The sequence below is a fragment of the Xanthomonas sp. 3498 genome, from assembly GCF_014199795.1.
GTDB classification, from domain to species: Bacteria; Pseudomonadota; Gammaproteobacteria; order Xanthomonadales; family Xanthomonadaceae; genus Xanthomonas_A; species Xanthomonas_A rydalmerensis.
In genome coordinates this window covers 219,314-236,547 of record NZ_JACHOH010000006.1, presented here as the reverse complement: position 1 = coordinate 236,547, position 17,234 = coordinate 219,314, and the positions used below count along the sequence as shown (strand labels likewise).

Genomic DNA, 17,234 nt, shown 5'->3' with positions numbered 1-17,234 from the left:
TCTCGTGAAACGACGCGTTGCTTTCTGTGCGTTGGGCCTGTGCCTGCTCGGCGGTATCGCCGCAGCCGCTCCTTCGCCCATTGCGGATTTCGTCAAGCGCCCCACCTACAGCGCGGTGAAGATTTCGCCTGACGGCCAATACCTGGCGCTGACCGTCGACCGCGGCGAGCAGGACGTGCTGACCGTGCTCGGCACCCGCGACCTCAAGCCGATCAAGGTCAACGTGCTACCGGACGGCAAGAGCGTGGGCGCGTTCTACTGGACCGGCCGCAAGCGGCTGCTGTTCACCGCGGTCAAAAAGGTCGGTTCGTTCGAGCGGCCGATGGGCACCGGCGAGTGGTTCGCGGTCGACGCCGACGGCGGCCAGCCGCGCACCCTGATCGAATACGGCACGCAGGGCGTCACCCAGCGCGGCAAGAGCGTGGGCCGCGAATCCTTCGCCCTGCTCGACACGCTGCGCGACGACGAGCAGAACGTGGTCATGCAGGTGCGCTACCCGCGCTCCTCGGAAGGCGCCGGTACCGAAGTGGTGATGATCGACACGCTCAGCGGGCGGCGCAAACCATTGGGCCGCGCGCCGAAGGCGAACTGCTCCATCGCCCTGGACGCCGCCAAGCAGCCGGCCTTCACCACCTGCCAGAGCGACAAGGATGAGGACACCGGCTACGACAGCCACAGCGAGGTGTACGCGCTGAAGAACGGCACGTGGGAACTGATCAATGCCAGCAAGGCCGACGGCGCGCGCCTGGACATCGCCTGGTCCACCGCCAACGGCCGCGTCTACGCCACCCGCGACGACGGCAAGGCGCCCGGTGCGTTCGGCTATCTGGATCCGCAGAGCGGGCGTTTCGTTTCGCTGTTCCAGGATCCCACCAGCGAGGTCGCGCGCGCCATCAACGCCACCGACGGCTCGGACACCGCGCTGGCGGTGGTCACCGAGGCCGGCGCGCCGCAGGTCAAGCTGATCGACGAGGCGCATCCGGATGCGGCGCTGTACGCCAGCCTGGCCGCGGCCTTTCCCGGCCAGTACGTCGACTTCGCCAGCGCCACCCGCAACGGCGACACGATCGTGGTTAGCGTGCGCAGCGACCAGAATCCGGGCGAGCTGTACCTGTACGAACGTGCCACCGGCAAGGCCCGCTTCCTGATGAAGAGCCGGCCGTGGATCGACGCGGCGAAGATGGCCACGATCATGCCGATCCAGTTCACCGCCCGCGACGGGCTGCGCATCCACGGCTACCTCACCGTGCCGGCCGGCGCGCAGGCCAGGCAACTGCCGCTGATCGTCAACGTGCACGGCGGGCCGATGGGGCCGCGCGACACCTGGGGCTTCCATTCCGAGGCGCAACTGTTCGCCAGCCGCGGCTACGCCACCCTGCAACTCAACTATCGCGGCTCCGGCGGCTTCGGCAAGGCGTTCATGGACCGCGCCTACGGGCAGTGGGACGGCGGCATCCTCAACGACATCGTCGACGGCACCCAGTACGCCATCCAGCAGGGCCTGGTCGACAAATCGCGCATCTGCATCTACGGCGGCAGCTTCGGCGGCTACGCGGCGATGATGGCGCCGGTGCGCGCGCCGGGCCTATTCCGCTGCGCGTTCGGCTACGTCGGCATGTACGACGCCAAGCTCCAGTTGCGGCTCAGCGACACCAGCAAGAGCGAGAGCGGCAGGCGCTACCTGCTGCGCGCGTTCGGCAGCAGCAGCGCCGAGCAGGAGCGGATGTCGCCGATCAACCACGTGCAGGCGCTGACGCTGCCGATCTACCTCGCCGCCGGCGCCCGCGACGATCGCTGCCCGCCGGAACACACCGAGGCACTGGCCAAGGCATTGCAGGACGGCGGGCATCCGCCCGAAGGCGTGATCGTGCAATCCGGCGAAGGCCACGGCTTCTACAAGGAAGACAACAACCTCAACCTCTACACCAGGATGCTGGCGTTCTTCGACGCGCATCTGAGCGGTTCCGCGGCACCATCCGACGCATCCGCACAGGCCGGCGCGCCCTGAACCGGAGCCCAGACAACGCCACGGCGCGCCGTCGTGGCCTGCGCGGCGCGCTGCACGCGCTGCGCCTTTCCCTCGCCCTGGTCGCCATGCCAGGGCTTTTTTTTGCCATGCCGCCGGGGTGGGTCGCCGCTCAGCCGCGCAACAGCGCCATCGCTGCGTTGTGGCCGGGCGCGCCGGTCACGCCGCCGCCGGGATGGGTGCCGGAGCCGCACAGGAACAGGCCCGGAATCGCGCCGCGGTACGCCGCCTGGCCGAGCATCGGGCGCGCACTGAACAACTGGTTGAGGCTCAGCGCGCCATGGAAGATGTCGCCGCCGATCAGCCCGAAGGTACGTTCCAGGTCCAGCGGACTCAGCACCTGGCGGCCCAGCACCGAGGCGGCGAAGCCCGGCGCGTAGCGTTCGACGGTGGCGATCATCAGGTCGGCGACCTCGTCGCGGTGCGTGTCCCAACTGCGCCCGTCCGGCAACTGCGGCGCCACGTGCTGGCAGAACAGGCTGGCCACGTGCTGGCCCGGCGGTGCCAGGCTGTCGTCCAGCGTGCTGGGAATCAGCAGTTCGACGATCGGTTCGCGCGACCAGCCGTGCCGGCGCGCGTCGAGGTACGCGCGGTCCATGTAGTCCAGGCTCGGCGCCAGCACGATGCCGGCGGTGAGGTGGTCGCCCGGTCCCGGCAGCGCACTGAAGCTGGGCAACTGCGACAGCGCCACGTTCATGCGGAACGTGCCCGAACCGCAGCGCCAGTGCGCCATCCGCTCGCGGGTGGCGGCCGGCACGTGCGCCGGATCGAGCAGGCCTTCGTACAGCAGCTTGGGGTTGACGTTGGCGACCACGTGCCGCGCCAGCACCCGCTCGCCCTGCTCGGTGACCACGCCGACCGCGCGCCCGCCCTCGACCAGGATCTCGCGCACGCCGGCATCGGTGCGGATGCGTGCGCCGGCCGCGGTCGCGGCGCGGGCCATGGCCTGGGTGATCGCGCCCATGCCGCCCAGCGCATGGCCCCAGGCGCCCTTCACCCCATTGCTCTCGCCGAACACGTGGTGCAGCAGCACGTAGGCCGATCCCGGCGTGTACGGGCTGGCGTAGTTGCCGACGATGCCGTCGAAGCCGAACAGCGCCTGCGCCGCATCGCTCTCGAACCAGCGCTGCAGATACTCGGCGGCGGAGATGGTGAACAGGTCCAGCAGGTCCTGGCGCAGCTCCGCATCCAGCGCATGCAGGCGGCGGCCGAGGCGGCCGGCGCGCAGCAGTTCGGGCAGCGCCTGCAGCCAGCCGCCGTCGGTGACGTTGGGCGGCGGCTGCAGCGCCAGCGCGCGCAGCACGTCGGCGATGCCCTCCAGCCGCGCCTCGTAGGCCGGCAGGCGCGCGGCATCGCGCGCGGAGAACTTGGCCAGTTCGGCCTGGGTGTGGCCGGCGCCGGTCAATAGATAACGCCCGTCCGGCAGCGGCAGGAAGTTGTTGCGCCGGCGCGGCACGATGCGCAGGCCGTGCGCGGCCAGGTCGAGATCGGCGATCACCTTGGGCTGCAGCAGCGACACCGTGTAGGACGCCACCGAGTTGCGGAAGCCGGGGTGGAACTCCTCCGTCACCGCGGCGCCGCCGACCACGCCGCGCCGCTCCAGCACCGTGACCTTCCAGCCGGCCCGCGCCAGGTAGGCGGCGCAGACCAGGCCGTTGTGGCCTGCCCCCACGATCAGGGCATCGCATGGCGGTTCGCGGGTCATGGCCGCATGGTAAGCCAGTGCCGGCGAGCCTGCCGACCGGCAGGCGGGGATGCCCTCTCATGGTCCAATGCCGGGGCCGCCCATGACCTTCGACACCCCTGAAACCTCCCGCGGCGGCGTAGAGTCTCGCCACGGCCCGAGCGGGCCATCCTTTTATCCACGTTGGCCTGGAGCCTGCCTGTGACCCTACGCAATCCCAAGATGCTGCTGTTGACCCTGGCCGTGAGCACCGCGCTGAGCGGCTGCGGCAAGCACGACGATGCCGCCCCCGCAGCCGATGCCGCCAAGCCCGCGACCGCCGCCCCGGCCGCCGCTGCGGCGCCGGCCGAGCTCAAGCTCGACACCAGCAAGCTGCCGGCCTACAACGCGTTCAGCGTCAACGACCTGGACGCCAGCAAGAACGCCTGCGACGACTTCAATGGCTACGTCAACGGCAAGTGGCTGGCCGCCAACGAAATTCCCAAGGACCGCAGCAGCTGGGGCGCGTTCTCGATCCTGGACGAGCGCTCGGTGGCCGTGCAGCACCAGCTGGCCGAACAGGCCGCCGCCGCGGCCAACCCGCAGGGCGTGGAAAAGATCGTCGGCGACTTCTGGTCCTCGGGCATGGACGAAGCCAAGATCAACGCCCAGGGCATCGAGCCGCTGAAGGCCGACCTGGCCGCGATCGACGGCCTCAAGGACGGCCCGGCGATCGCCGAGTACCTGCGCCAGAGCGCGGCCAAGGGCGAGAACGGCCTGTTCGGCTTCGGCGCCGAGGCCGACTTCAAGAACTCGACCATGAACATGGCCTACGCCATGCAGGGCGGCCTGGGCCTGCCCGACCGCAGCTACTACGTCGACGCCGACAAGCAGGACAAGCTCAAGGCCTACCAGGCGCACGTGGCCAAGGTGCTGGAACTGGCCGGCGTGCCGGCCGCCGACGCGGCCAAGCAGGCGCAGGACGTGGTGGCGCTGGAAACCCGCCTGGCCAAGGTGTCCAAGTCCAGCGAGCAGCTCTCGCGCGACGCCGAACTGGCCTACAACCCGGTCACCCCGGCCGATGCCGACAAGCTGACCCCGAACTTCCCCTGGACCAAGTTCTTCGAGTCGCAGGGCGTGGCCGTGCCGGAGAAGTTCTCGCTGGCGATCCCGGCCTTCCACCAGGAAGTGAGCAAGGCGCTGGGCGACACCGACCCGTCGGTGTGGCGCGCCTACCTGCGCTTCCACACTGTGGACAGCGCCTCGCCGTACCTGAGCGATGCCTTCGCGCAGGAAAACTTCGCCTTCTACGGCAAGGAACTCAACGGCCAGGCGGAGATGAAGCCGCGCTGGAAGCGCGTGCTCGGCAGCATCGAGAACGGCGCCGGCGAGGCGATGGGCCAGATGTACGTCAAGGTCGCCTTCTCGGCCGATGACAAGGCCAAGATGCAGCAACTGGTGCAGAACCTGAGCCAGGCGCTGAAGGCGCGCCTGGAGAAGCTGACCTGGATGAGCGACGAGACCAAGGCCAAGGCCCTGGAGAAGTGGAAGACCTTCACCCCGAAGATCGGCTACCCGGACAAGTGGCGCGACTACGCCAGCCTGAGCACCCAGCGCGACAGCTACCTGGACAACGTGCGCGCCGCCACCGCGTTCAACTACAAGTACAACCTGGGCAAGATCGGCAAGCCGGTGGACAAGACCGAGTGGGGCATGACCCCGCAGACGGTCAACGCCTACTACAACCCGCTGCAGAACGAGATCGTGTTCCCGGCGGCGATCCTGCAGCCGCCGTTCTTCGACCCCAAGGCCGACGACGCGTTCAACTACGGCGGCATCGGCGCGGTGATCGGCCACGAAATGACCCACGGCTACGACGACCAGGGCGCGCGCTTCGGGCCGACCGGCAACTTCGAGAACTGGTGGACCCCGGCCGACGCCAAGAAGTTCTCCGCGCTCACCGGCAAGCTGGTGCAGCAGTTCGACGGGTACGAGGTCGACGGCAAGCACGTCAACGGCAAGCTGACCCTGGGCGAGAACATCGCCGACCTGGGCGGCATCACCACCGCCTACGACGCCATGAAGAAGGCCACCGAGGGCAAGGACGACCCGAAGGTCGGCGGCATGACCCGCGACCAGAACTTCTTCATCAACTGGGCCACCGTGTGGCGCACCAAGTACACCCCGCAGAACGCGATGGTGCGCCTGACCACCGACCCGCACGCCCCGGCGCAGTTCCGCGCGATCGGCGCGCCGTCGAACCTGGAGGCCTTCGCCACCGCGTTCCAGTGCAAGCCGGGCACGCCGATGGTGCGCAGCGGCGACAAGCGCGTGGTGATCTGGTAAGCGACAGCGTCACCGTCGTCTCGCGAAAAGGCCCGGCATGTCCGGGCCTTTTCTTTGCGTGGCTGCCGGCCTGCGACAGCGGCGGCGCTGCCGCCCGCCCTGCCCGGCCGCCGGTGCCCGTGGTTGCCGGCGTCCCTCGCTGAATCCGGTTGGCACCTGCACGCGCGTCATCGCCACAGTTGCACACCGCGGCTTGTTAAACTCCGCCGACTTTAATCCTGACCGGATGCGTTCCCGATGCCCAATGCCCGTCCGCTTGCCCTCGCCGTCGCCCTCGGCCTGATCGCCCTCGCCTCCGCCGCCGATGCCGCGCCCAAGAAGAAGCGCGCCGCCGCGCCCAAGGCCCCGCCGATCAGCGCCGCCTGCAGCGACTTCTACGACGATGCCAACGCCGACTGGCTGAAGCAGAACCCGGTGCCGCAGACCGGCGCCGTCACCGCACTGGGCCAGCTCGCCGAGCGTGCGCAGCAACAGCAGCGCGACCTGCTCGACGCCTCCATGCAGTCGCCGCAGAACGCGGTGCAGAAGGCGCTGGGCGACTTCTGGGCCAGTGGCCTGGACGAGGCGGCGGTGGAGAAGGACGGGTCCAACCCGATCGCGCCGCTGCTCGGCCGCATCGATGCGATCAAGAAGGCCAAGGACGTGCCGGCCTCGATCGCCGCGCTGCACCAGATCGGCATCCCGGTCGCGTTCAACTTCGGCGCCGACGTCGACCTGAAGGCGCTTGACCGCCACATCGGCTACTTCATGCAGGGCGGCATGGGCCTGCCCGACCCGGCCTTCTACACCCGCACCGACGCCGACACCATGGCGCTGATGGGCCGCTACCGCACCTACGTCAAGCAGATCCTGACCCTGACCGGCACCCCGGCCGACCGGCTCGAGGCCGACGCCCAGTCGGTGCTGCAGATCGAGACCGCGCTGGCGCGCAGCGCCAAGTCGCTGGCCGGCATCAACAACCCGTTCAACAACTACGCGCCGATCTCGACCAAGGAGTTGAACAAGCAGTACCGCAACCTGCAGCTCGACGCCTTCCTCAAGGCGCAGGGCGTCAACGACGACCTGGTGTCGATGGCCGACCCGGACATGTTCAAGCAGCTCGACGGCATGATCGTCAGCATCAAGCCCGAGCAGTGGAAGGCCTACCTGCGCTGGCGCGTGGGCGATGCGATGGCGCCGTACCTCTCCAAGAGCTTCCGCGACGCCAGCTTCGAGTTCCGCGGCCGCGTGCTGCAGGGCCAGGTCGCGCCACCGCCGCGCTGGGCGCAGGTGCTGGACGCGATCAACGTCGCCGCCGGTCCGATGCTGGGCCGCGAGTACGTGGCGCGCTACCTGTCGGCCGACACCCGCCGCCAGGCCGAGACCATCGCCGGCCAGATCCGGGACGCGCAGATCGCCGCGGTCAAGCGCAGCACCTGGCTGAGCGAGCCGGCGCGCACCGAGGCACAGGCCAAGCTGGCCGCGCTGAAGATCGAGATCGGCGCACCGCGCCGCGACCTCGACTACACCCTGCAGCCGATGGGCCGCGGCAGCTTCGGCGGCAACATGCTGATCGCCTCCACCTGGCGCCACCGCGAGGAGATGAAGCGCATCGGCAAGGGCAATGCCGACCGCCGCTGGGACGTGCTGCCGCAGCAGCCGGCGCTGACCTACGACCTCGCGCAGAACCGCCTGATCGTCACCGCCGCGGTGCTGCAGCCGCCCGTGTATGCGGCCGGCAGCGACGGCGCGGCGCTGTACGGCGCCTACGGCGCGATGGTCGCGCACGAGCTGATCGGCGCCATCGACAGCAAGGGCAGCCTGGTCGACGCGCAGGGCCAGTTGCGCAACTGGTGGACCCCGGAAGACAAGAGCGCCTGGAACGCGCTGGCCGCCCGTACCGCCGCCCAGTACGGCGCCTACGACTTCCCCGGCGTGAAGGGCGCCAAGGTCAACGGCCCGCTGACCCAGGACGAGGACCTGACCGACATCGGCAGCGTCGAACTGGCCTGGCAGGCTTACAGCGCGGCGCAGCCGGCGGCCAGCGAGGCCGGCAAGCAGGCGTTCTACAAGGCCTGGGCCGGCCTGTGGGCGCAGCAGCTGTCGCCGACCGACGCCGTGCAGCGGGTCACCGCCGACGTGCACGCACCGGGCCGCTGGCGCACCAACGGCGCGCTGGCCAACCTGCCCGCCTTCGCCGCGACCTTCACCTGCAAGCCGGGCCAGCCGATGGTGCGCAGCGAGGCCGAGCAGATCCACCTGTGGCCGTGAGCCGGCGCCGGCGCTAGCCGCCGGCCAGGCACACAGCACGACGGCGCGGGCAACCGCGCCGTCGTGCGTTCAGGGGTCGGGAAATGCATCGGCTGCTGTGCCGGCGATGCACAGCAGGCAGCAACGCCTTGCGGTGAAAAATTGATTACCCCCTCCTACCGGGGCGACAGGGCACGGCGTGCGCGCCACTGGCGCGCGTGCCCTGGAGCGCCCGCGTCGCAAGCGCGGGCCGGGGCGCGAAGCGGGGGTTGGGGTGAGGGTACGGCGCGCGTAGCGCATGCGCCGCGCCGGCAATGCGAGGCTTCGCCCGTACCCTCATCCGCCCCTGCGGGGCACCTTCCCCCGCAAAAGGGGCCATGGTCCCGACGGGAGAAGGGAAAAGCCGATTGCCCCGCGCGCGCCGCGTGAAGTTGCGCTTGCGCGATGCGGTCGCTGCGCTCAGCGCACGATGCGCGGGCGCGGCGGCTTGCGCTTGCCGAACGGCGGCTGGCCGCGCCAATAGCGGATCATCAGCCAGCCGAACAGCATGCCGCCCAGATGCGCGAAATGCGCCACGCCCGGCTGCCAGCCGGTGAAGCCCAGCAGCAGTTCCAGCGCACCGAACACGATGACGAAGGTCCGTGCCTTCATCGGGATCGGCGGGAACAGCAGCACCACCCGCTGGTTCGGGAACAGCATGCCGAAGGCCAGCAGCAGGCCGAAGATGCCGCCGGAAGCGCCCAGGGTCGGATACGGCTCGCTGCCGTTGCTGAGCATCCACCAGCCGACCAGCAACTGGCACAGGCCGGCGCCGACCACGCAGACCAGGTAATAAGTCAGGAAGCGCTTGTTGCCCCAGGTCTGCTCCAGCGGCCCGCCGAACATGTACAGCGCCAGCATGTTGAACAGCAGGTGCGAGAAACTGCCATGCAGGAAGCCGTAGGTCAGCAACTGCCAGAGCTGGAAGTTCTCCCCCGGCGAGAACGCATCGAAGGCACCGATCGGCCACAGCATGAAGGGCGAGAACGTGTCCGTGCCGAGCAGCATCTGCAGCAGGAACACCACGACGTTGCCGATCAGCAGCGCTTGGGTGACGGGCGGAAGTCTGGGAAACATGGTCGGGTCCGTGGCAACTGTCCCCATCATAGCCGCTCGCCGGAGACTCCTTGCCGAAACATCGCCTGCGCTTCGCACCCCGACGCTCACCCCAACTCCTCGCCCGGAGGGAAAGGGGCTTGTACTCCCTTCTCCCGTAGGGAGAAGGTGCCCCGAAGGGGCGGATGAGGGTACGGGCGCAGCCTCGTGCAGTTGAAACACCGCATGCGCTTCGCGCCCGACCCTCACCCCAACCCCTCTCCCGCAGGGAGAGGGGCTTGTACGTCCCTTCTCCCTCCGGGAGAAGGTGCCCCGAAGGGGCGGATGAGGGTACGGGCGCAGCCTCGTGCAGTTGAAACACCGCATGCGCTTCGCGCTCCGATCCTCACCCCAACCCCTCTCCCGCAGGGAGAGGGACTTAGTGCTTCCTTTTCCCTTGGAGGCCGGCCGCCGCAGTTCTCCTGGATGTCGCTACCGCGGCCCCCACACCTCGGCATCGAGATCGCGCACCGGCGCCGGCGCACGCTTCACCCGTCCACTCTGCACCACCACGCCTTCGGCGCGCAGGCGCTGGCATTGTTCGCGGTAGCCAGGCGAGCCTTCCGGAAAGGCGATGCGGCCGTCGCTGCGCAGCACCCGGTGCCAGGGCAGCGTGGCGTCGGCGTTGCCGCCGAGCAGGCGTGCGACCAGGCGTGCGCGTCCCGGCAAGCCGGCCAGCATCGCCACTTCGCCATAGCCGCGCACTTGCCCCGGTGGAATCGCCCGGATCGTTACCAGGATCCGCGCATGCGCCTCGGCCGCCGTCATCGTCGCGACCGGCGCCGACGCATCCGCTGCGGGCAACCGCCGTGCACTCATGCCGGCTGCGCCCGCACGGGACGAGACACCAGCAGCACTCCGACCAGCACCAGCACGGTGCCGGCGATCTGCCACGGCCCCATCGCCTCGCCCAGCAGCAACACGCTGAGCACGATGGTCGAGACCGGGCCGAGCATGCCGATCTGCGACGCCAGCGCCGAGCCGATGCGCTGCACCGCCAGCATCGTCGCCAGCACCGGCACCGCCGTGCACAGCGTGCCGTTGAGCAGCGACAGCGCATAGACCGGCGCCGGCAAGGCCAGCGCGTGCAGCGGCCGCAGCAGCAGGAACTGGGCGATGCACAGCGCGCAGGCAACCAGGCTGGCATAGGCGGTCAGTCGCACCGCGCCGACCCGCGCCACCAGTTGGCCGCTGCCGACCAGATACGCCGCATCGGCCAGTGCGCTGCCGAACACCAGCAGGCTGCCCCAGGCGGTGCGCGCGCCGCCGATGCGCAGGTCGTGGCCGAACGCCAGCAGCACGCCCAGATAACTCAGCGCCAGCGCCCACAACTGGCGCCGGTGCGGCCGTCGCCGCCACAGCAGCACACCGATCAGCAGGACCAGGGTCGGAGTGAGGTACAGGATCAGCCGCTCCAGGGTCGCGGTGATGTAGGCCAGGCCGAGGAAGTCCAGGAAACTGGCCAGGTAATAGCCGAGCACGCCCAGCGCGACGATCCGCCAGCGATCACCCGGCTGCAGCGGTGGCGCACGCCGCGCCGCCCACAGCGCCATCGCCGCGAAGCACGGCAGCGCCACCAGCATGCGCAAGGCCAGCAGGGTTACCGCATCGACGCCGTAGCGGTAACCGAGCTTGACGATGATGGCCTTGCCGGAAAACGCGATCGCGCCGCCGGCGGCGAGCAACACGCCGCCCAGGCTGGCCTGCGTGGCGGTGGGGGCGACGGCAGTGGGCGCGCCGGGCGCGCTCATCGCGCAGCGCCACGGCAAGGAGAAGAGGACACGTGCATGCCGCCATTCTACGGCGCTGCGGTCGGCCAGCCGTCGGATCGCCGCGGCCTCAGCGCCTCAACGCATCAGCACCACTTCCTCGGCCGAGGTCGGATGGATCGCCACGGTGTCTTCCAGTTGCTGCTTGGTCACGCCCAGCTTCAACGCGACCGCGAAGCCCTGCAGGATCTCGTCGGCGCCATCGCCGAGCAGGTGGATGCCGACCACGCGCTCCTCCGCGCCGACGCACACCAGCTTGAACAGGCTGCGCTGCGGCGAGTCGGCCAGCGCCTGCAGCATCGGCCGGAAGTTGCTGCGGTACACGGTGACCGCGTCGGCGCCATAGCGCTCGCGCGCCTGCTCCTCGCCCAGCCCCACCTGGCCGAGCGGCGGGTGCGAGAACACCACGCTGGGCACGTTCTCGTAGTCCAGCCGCGCCTGCGGCCGGTCGCCGAACACGCGGTCCATCAGCTTGCGCCCGGCGGCGATCGCCACCGGGGTCAGGCCGACCTTGCCGGCCACGTCGCCGATCGCGTACAGCCCCGGCACGTCGGTGTTCTGGTACGCGTCCACCACGATCTCGTGCTTGTCGCCCAGACGCACACCCAGCGCTTCCAGACCGAGGTCGCGCGTGTTGGGACGGCGGCCGATCGCGAAGAACACACGATCGACGCGCTCACCTGGCTGTCCCTGCGCATCGACCACGCACAGGTCCTCGCCGTTGCGACGCAGGGCGCTGGCGCGGTAGCCGAAATGCAGGCGCACGCCCTGGTGGCGCAGATTGTCGGCGAGCTGCCGCGCCAGTTCCGCGTCGAACCGCTCCAGCAGACGCTCGCCCTGCACGTACAACTCCACGCGACTGCCCAGCGCCTGCAGCAGTCCGGCCAGTTCCACCGCAATGTAGCCACCACCGACGATGGCCACGCGCGGTGGTGCCTCGCACAGATTGAAGAAATCGTCGGAGATCAGGCCCAGTTCGGCGCCTTCGATATTCGGCCGCGCCGCATGCGCGCCCGTGGCGATCACCACGTGATTGGCGCTGACCCGCACGCCATCGTCGCATTCGACGGTGTGCGCATCGATCAGTCGCCCGCGCCGCGGGATCAGCACCACGCCATCGGCATCCAGGCGCCGCCGGTAGCTGGCGTGGATGTTGCCGATGTAGCCCTGGCGATGCGCCACCAGTTCCGCCCACGACAGCGTGGCCTCGGGAATGGCGAACCCGACCGCGCGCGCCAGGTCGATGCGTTCGACCAGGTCCGCCGCCAGCCACATCGCCTTCTTCGGCACGCAGCCGACGTTGACGCAGGTGCCGCCGAGCGCACTCGGCTCCAGGATCGCCACCCGCGCGCCATGGCTGGCGGCGCGGAACGCGGTGGCCAGGCCGCCGGAACCGCCGCCCAGCACCAGCAGGTCGTAATCGCGGATCGGCGCGCTCATGGCGCACGCTCGGCGCGCGGCGGGGTGGCATCGCTGGCGGGCATGCGTCCGCCTCTGACATCGTCCATCGGTGGTCCTGTCGCTCACATCGGTCGCCGCGGAGCATGCCATGGCCAGCCGCGCGGCAGATGTGAGGACGCCGCCGCGCCTGCGCTCAGACCGCGTGGCGGCGCATGGGCTGCCAGCGCAGATAGCTGGCCGAACGCCACAGCCACTCCACCGGACCGAAGCGGAACCGCTGCAGCCACCAGTGCGACAGCGCCACCTGCAGTGCGAACAGCACGACCGCGAACGGGATCTGCCAGGCACGCGGCAATTGCTCGAAATAGCCGAAGCCATAGCCGTAGAACAGCGTCGTGCACACCAGCGACTGCAGCAGATAGTTGCTCAGCGCCATGCGCCCGGCCGGCGCCAGCCATTGCAGCGCGGGCGCGGCGCGCACCAGCCAGGCCGCATAGCCCAGCGCCATCAGCCCACTGGCGATGCTGGCCAGGGCATAAGCGCAGGTCAGGCGCAGATCCAGCCGCGCCGGGTCCATCCACGGCTCCAGCCGGAAGCTCAGCAGCATCAGCGCCAGGCCCAGCGGCAGCACGCCCCAGCGCAGCACGGCGAGCAACCGCGGGAAGCGCTGCGGCTGCGCAGCCAGGCCGCTGCGCACGCACCAGGCGCCGAGCAGGAACATGCCGAAGATGGTCGGCGCATTGAACAGCAATGCACTCAGCGATTCGACCAGGTCGCGCGCGCGCTGCGCGGTGGCCTGGACATAGCTGCCGTGGCCGAACACCTCACGCTGCTGCGCCAGCGCCGCAGCGCTGTGCTGCGCCTGCTCGGCCATGTCGCGGTGCCACTGCGCCGCACCGTGCGGGTCGGCCTGCGCGGCCGTGGCGGCAGCGCCGATCAACAGCCACAGCGCCGGCGCGAACAGGTAGACCACCAGCGCCATGCCGGGCAGCCAGCGCGTGGGCGCCTCGCGGAACGCCAGCAGCATGAACGCCAGCAGCGCGTAGCTGACCAGGATGTCGCCGGACCACAGCAGCAGCGCATGCAGCAGGCCGATCAGCAACAGCCCCGCACTGCGGCGCAGGAAGAAACCGCCGAACGGCCGCCGCGCGGTCTCGGCGCGCTGCGCCATCACCGCGAAGCCCATGCCGAACAGCAGCGAGAACAAGGTGTAGAACTTGCCCTGCACCAGGATGTAGACCAGCGCGTCGGCGATGCGGTCGGCGCCGCGCAGCGCCGGATCCAGGCCGGTCATCGCCGCGTCCAGCGGACCGACGAAGCCCTCGATGTTCATCAGCAGGATGCCCAGCAGGGCGAAGCCGCGCAGCACGTCCAGGGTGGCGATGCGCTCGGCGGGCGCGACGGGCTGCAACACGGGGGCGGAAGTGGCCAAGGCGGCACCGGACGGAAGGCCGGCGATGTCCCTCGCCGCGATCAAGAGGGCCGCCGGCGTCCGCGGCGGCGCGACGGCACCGCTGCGCGCGGCGCCAGGGCCGACGGCACCGGCGCGACCGGTGCCGCGGCCAGGACCATCAGTGCTGGTGGCCGCCGTCGCCGTGCACGTGGCCGTGCTCGATCTCTTCGGCGCTGGCCTCGCGCACGTCGACGATCTCCACGTCGAAGTGCAGGTCCTTGCCGGCCATCGGATGGTTGAGGTCGACGTCGACCACGCTCATGCCGACCTTCTGCACGGTCACCGCGCGCGGGCCGAAGTTGGTCTGCAGCACCACCTGGCTCCCCGGCTGCAGCTTGGCCGCGCCGAAATGCTTCTTCGGCACGCGCTGGCTCAGGCCCTCGCGGTATTCGCCGTAGGCGTCCTTGGCGGCCACGTCGACGCCGAAGCTGTCGCCGGCCGCCTTGTCCATCATCGCGTTCTCCAGGCCCGGGATGATGTTGCCGTGGCCGACCAGGATCACCAGCGGATCGCGGTCCTTGGAGCTTTCGATCGGTTCTTGACCGACCCCCGAAACGGTGTAGTGGAAACGGACGACGCGGTCTTTTTCGATCTTCATGTGCACTCTGCGCTGTGGCTGCCGGGGGCAGACGGGATGGGCGGCTTGTCGGCCGCCGGGAGCGCCGCCATGATGGCGGCCTTCTGAGGTCGCGCATTATCCCGGCTCCATGCACAACACGCCAGTTTCACCGCGCGGCCGCCGCGCGTTTCCGTGGTGGCTTCCGCTGCTGTGCGCCGCCGCGCTGGCGGCCTGTGGACGCCACGAGGTCCGCCACACCCGGCCGGCGCCGGTGGCGGTGCGCGAGTGGCCGCAGGTGCAACCGGCCGACCCGGGCGCGGCAAACGCGGTGCTGATGCGCGCGCTGGGCCTGGTCGGCACCCCCTATCGCTACGGCGGCAATACCCCCGAGTCCGGATTCGACTGCAGCGGCCTGGTCGCCTACGTCTATCGCGACATGCTCGACCTGCGGCTGCCGCGCACCTCGCGCGAGCTGGCCGCGGTGCAGGGGCCGAAGATCGACCCGCAGCGCCTGAGCACCGGCGACCTGGTGTTCTTCGGCAGCGCAGGAAATGTGACGCACGTCGGAATTTATGTCGGCGAAGGCCGTTTCGTTCACGCCCCCAGCACGGGCGGGACGGTGCGCCTGGATTCGTTGGATGGCGCCTACTGGCGGGACCATTACACCGGCGCAAAGCGGGTTTTGCGCTGATGTGTGATTTCGCCCACATTCATAATTACGAAAATTTAACCTTATTTGAACTTCCTATTTCTGTCTACAAGGCATGATCCCCCATCGTTTTATTTTGTGATCCAAGCGTGACGACCGAAGCCCAGACCTCTCCAGGCAAGACCGCCGTTCCCCGCCGGACCGCTTTCCGCCTCTTTTGCACCGCCTCGCTCTGTTTCACGGCCCTCCCGGCCCTGGCCCAGTCCGCTCCCGCCGACACCGTCGTCCCGGAAGCGATCGCGACCGTCGCCCCTGCTCCCGCACCGGTGAGCACCGTGGCGAACACCGCTGCAGCGAGCACGCCGACCGCCACCGCCTCGGCCAAGCCGGCCGCCGCCGCACAGGCCCCTGCGCCGTCGCGCAGCAAGGCCGACGCCGCCGCCACCGCCACGCTGGCCGCCCTGCTGCCGCACCTGGCGGCCAACGACACCATTCCGCTGATGGACCGCTCGGCCATGTTCGCCGGCGACATCAGCCGCCTGCTGGCCAACTACGACGTGTCCCAGCCGGTCCCGCGCGAAGGCGTGGTGCCGGGCGGCGACAAGGTGCAGTCGGTGCTCAAGCGCGCCATGGCGCTGCTGGGCACCCCGTACCGCTGGGGCGGCGAGGACACCGAGGGCTTCGACTGCAGCGGCCTGGTCGGCTACGTGTTCCGCACCGCGCTGGGCATCGAGCTGCCGCGCGTGTCGCGCGAGATGGCCCGCGAGGCCAACGCCCAGCTGATCAAGGACCGCGACGCGCTGGCCCCGGGCGATCTGGTGTTCTTCGGCCGCAAGGGCCGCGTCGACCACGTCGGCCTGTACGTCGGCGAGGGGCGCTTCCTGCATGCTCCCAGCCGCGGCAAGGACGTGCGCGTGGACACGCTGACCTCCGGCTACTGGGGCGAGAAGTTCGTGCAGGCGCGCCGCGTGGCGATGTAAGCCACTTCGGCTGCAGGCACCAAGAAAGGCCGCTGGCGACAGCGGCCTTTTTTTATGCGGCCGAGTGTCGCCGCTGCCGCTGCGGTTCGCGCCGCCCGGCTGGAGCGTCATCGCGACCGTCCGCAGTGCCCGCCGGCACGCTACGCTGGCCCGCCTCGATCGCGTCACCGGGACTTCGATGACACCATGCCCCTCGCCTGCCCCGCGGTCCTGCCGTGCCGATGAGCACCGCGGCCGGGCCGCGTCCTGGCCGCGCCGACAGGTGCTGCGCTGATGCCGCCCGCGCCCACCCTGCCCACGCCCGCCCAGGCGCTGGCGATCGCGCGCTCGCTGCTGTCCACGCGCTACGCCGATGCCGCCTTCGGTTTCGCCGCCGGCTCGATCCTGCGCGGCGAAGGCACGCATCTGTCCGACATCGATCTGGTGGTGGTCTACGACAGCCTGCCGGCCGCACGCCGCGAATCGTTCCTGGCCGAGGGCGTGCCGGTCGAAGCCTTCGTGCACGATCCGGGCACGCTGGCCTGGTTCGTCGATGAAGATGCGGCCCGCGGCCGCCCAGCCTGCTGCACATGATCGCCGAGGGCACCCTCGTCGGCACCGCGACCGAGTCCGCACGCACCCTGCAAGGCCAGATCGCCGCGCAGCTGCATGCCGGGCCGCCGCCGCTGACGCAGGCGCAACGGGACGCGCTGCGCTACGAGATCACCGACCTGGTCGACGACCTGTGCGGCGAGCGCAGCGCCGCCGAGATCGTCGCGATCAGCGCCCTGCTGCATCCGCGCCTGGCGGAACTGGCGCTGCGCGGACGCGGCCACTGGTACGGCAGCGGCAAGTGGGTCCCGCGCCTGCTGGCACGCATGGACCCTGCCCTGGGCGGGCGCTTCGACCAGGCCTTCGCCGCACTGTTCGCCAGCGCCGACCGCGCGCCGGTGCTGGCGCTGGCACAACAGGAACTGGCCGTGCACGGCGGCCGCCTGTTCGACGGCGATTGCCGCACCGCGCCTGCGGACTGGCGCGCCTGAGCC

14 protein-coding genes are annotated in these 17,234 nt (G+C 70.0%); 7 read left to right on the top strand and 7 right to left on the bottom strand.

The window, feature by feature from the left end; translation table 11 throughout:
• Positions 1 to 4 precede the first annotated feature (4 nt).
• Positions 5 to 2,008 (top strand): S9 family peptidase, encoded by a 2,004-nt coding sequence (locus GGR66_RS16990; RefSeq protein ID WP_326521049.1) that lies wholly within the window; start codon positions 5 to 7, stop codon positions 2,006 to 2,008.
• Positions 2,009 to 2,138: 130 nt separating this feature from the next.
• Here the strand turns inward: GGR66_RS16990 and GGR66_RS16985 are convergent, their stop codons facing one another.
• The gene (locus GGR66_RS16985) at positions 2,139 to 3,731 is read right to left on the bottom strand and encodes an NAD(P)/FAD-dependent oxidoreductase (RefSeq protein WP_184449271.1); all 1,593 of its coding nucleotides are present in this window, start codon (positions 3,729 to 3,731) and stop codon (positions 2,139 to 2,141) included.
• A gap of 201 nt (positions 3,732 to 3,932) precedes the next feature.
• On the opposite strand from GGR66_RS16985, the gene GGR66_RS16980 reads away from it, so the two are divergent.
• Together GGR66_RS16980 and GGR66_RS16975 are read left to right on the top strand one after the other, a co-directional pair.
• Complete coding sequence (locus tag GGR66_RS16980; RefSeq protein WP_184449385.1) at positions 3,933 to 6,035, top strand: M13-type metalloendopeptidase; 2,103 nt, start codon at positions 3,933 to 3,935, stop codon at positions 6,033 to 6,035.
• Positions 6,036 to 6,272: 237 nt separating this feature from the next.
• Entirely contained in the window at positions 6,273 to 8,285 is a 2,013-nt protein-coding gene (locus tag GGR66_RS16975) for a M13 family metallopeptidase (protein WP_167087538.1), read from the top strand.
• 438 nt (positions 8,286 to 8,723) lie between these two features.
• On the opposite strand, the gene GGR66_RS16970 is transcribed toward GGR66_RS16975, so the two are convergent.
• The 6 genes from GGR66_RS16970 to GGR66_RS16945 all read right to left on the bottom strand — a co-directional run bounded on the left by GGR66_RS16970 (position 8,724) and on the right by GGR66_RS16945 (position 14,619).
• Complete coding sequence (locus GGR66_RS16970; protein WP_160968345.1) at positions 8,724 to 9,380, bottom strand: rhomboid family intramembrane serine protease; 657 nt, start codon at positions 9,378 to 9,380, stop codon at positions 8,724 to 8,726.
• Positions 9,381 to 9,830: 450 nt separating this feature from the next.
• The gene (locus GGR66_RS16965; RefSeq protein WP_184449269.1) at positions 9,831 to 10,217 is read right to left on the bottom strand and encodes an MGMT family protein; all 387 of its coding nucleotides are present in this window, start codon (positions 10,215 to 10,217) and stop codon (positions 9,831 to 9,833) included.
• Positions 10,214 to 11,149, bottom strand: coding sequence for a DMT family transporter (locus GGR66_RS16960; RefSeq protein ID WP_184449267.1), 936 nt, complete (start codon positions 11,147 to 11,149; stop codon positions 10,214 to 10,216). The genes GGR66_RS16965 and GGR66_RS16960 overlap by 4 nt, the downstream gene beginning before the upstream one ends.
• A gap of 96 nt (positions 11,150 to 11,245) precedes the next feature.
• Complete coding sequence (gene gorA, locus GGR66_RS16955) at positions 11,246 to 12,607, bottom strand: glutathione-disulfide reductase (RefSeq protein ID WP_184449265.1); 1,362 nt, start codon at positions 12,605 to 12,607, stop codon at positions 11,246 to 11,248.
• Between the two features lie 154 nt (positions 12,608 to 12,761).
• Positions 12,762 to 13,982, bottom strand: coding sequence for a DUF418 domain-containing protein (locus GGR66_RS16950; protein ID WP_184449383.1), 1,221 nt, complete (start codon positions 13,980 to 13,982; stop codon positions 12,762 to 12,764).
• A gap of 157 nt (positions 13,983 to 14,139) precedes the next feature.
• The gene (locus GGR66_RS16945) at positions 14,140 to 14,619 is read right to left on the bottom strand and encodes a peptidylprolyl isomerase (protein ID WP_184449263.1); all 480 of its coding nucleotides are present in this window, start codon (positions 14,617 to 14,619) and stop codon (positions 14,140 to 14,142) included.
• A gap of 109 nt (positions 14,620 to 14,728) precedes the next feature.
• On the opposite strand from GGR66_RS16945, the gene GGR66_RS16940 reads away from it, so the two are divergent.
• The 4 genes from GGR66_RS16940 to GGR66_RS21265 all read left to right on the top strand — a co-directional run bounded on the left by GGR66_RS16940 (position 14,729) and on the right by GGR66_RS21265 (position 17,231).
• Positions 14,729 to 15,271: a C40 family peptidase gene (locus GGR66_RS16940; protein ID WP_167087536.1), complete on the top strand. Its 543-nt coding sequence runs from the start codon at positions 14,729 to 14,731 to the stop codon at positions 15,269 to 15,271.
• Positions 15,272 to 15,555: 284 nt separating this feature from the next.
• Positions 15,556 to 16,209 carry a C40 family peptidase gene (locus GGR66_RS16935; RefSeq protein ID WP_326521048.1) on the top strand — a complete coding sequence of 218 codons (654 nt, stop codon included), beginning with the start codon at positions 15,556 to 15,558 and terminating at the stop codon, positions 16,207 to 16,209.
• A 273-nt stretch (positions 16,210 to 16,482) separates the two neighbouring features.
• A complete protein-coding gene (locus tag GGR66_RS21270) occupies positions 16,483 to 16,782 on the top strand; it encodes a nucleotidyltransferase domain-containing protein (protein ID WP_255421750.1) in 300 nt (99 codons plus the stop codon).
• A complete protein-coding gene (locus GGR66_RS21265) occupies positions 16,779 to 17,231 on the top strand; it encodes a hypothetical protein (protein ID WP_255421749.1) in 453 nt (150 codons plus the stop codon). The genes GGR66_RS21270 and GGR66_RS21265 overlap by 4 nt, the downstream gene beginning before the upstream one ends.
• The last annotated feature ends 3 nt before the right edge of the window (positions 17,232 to 17,234 follow it).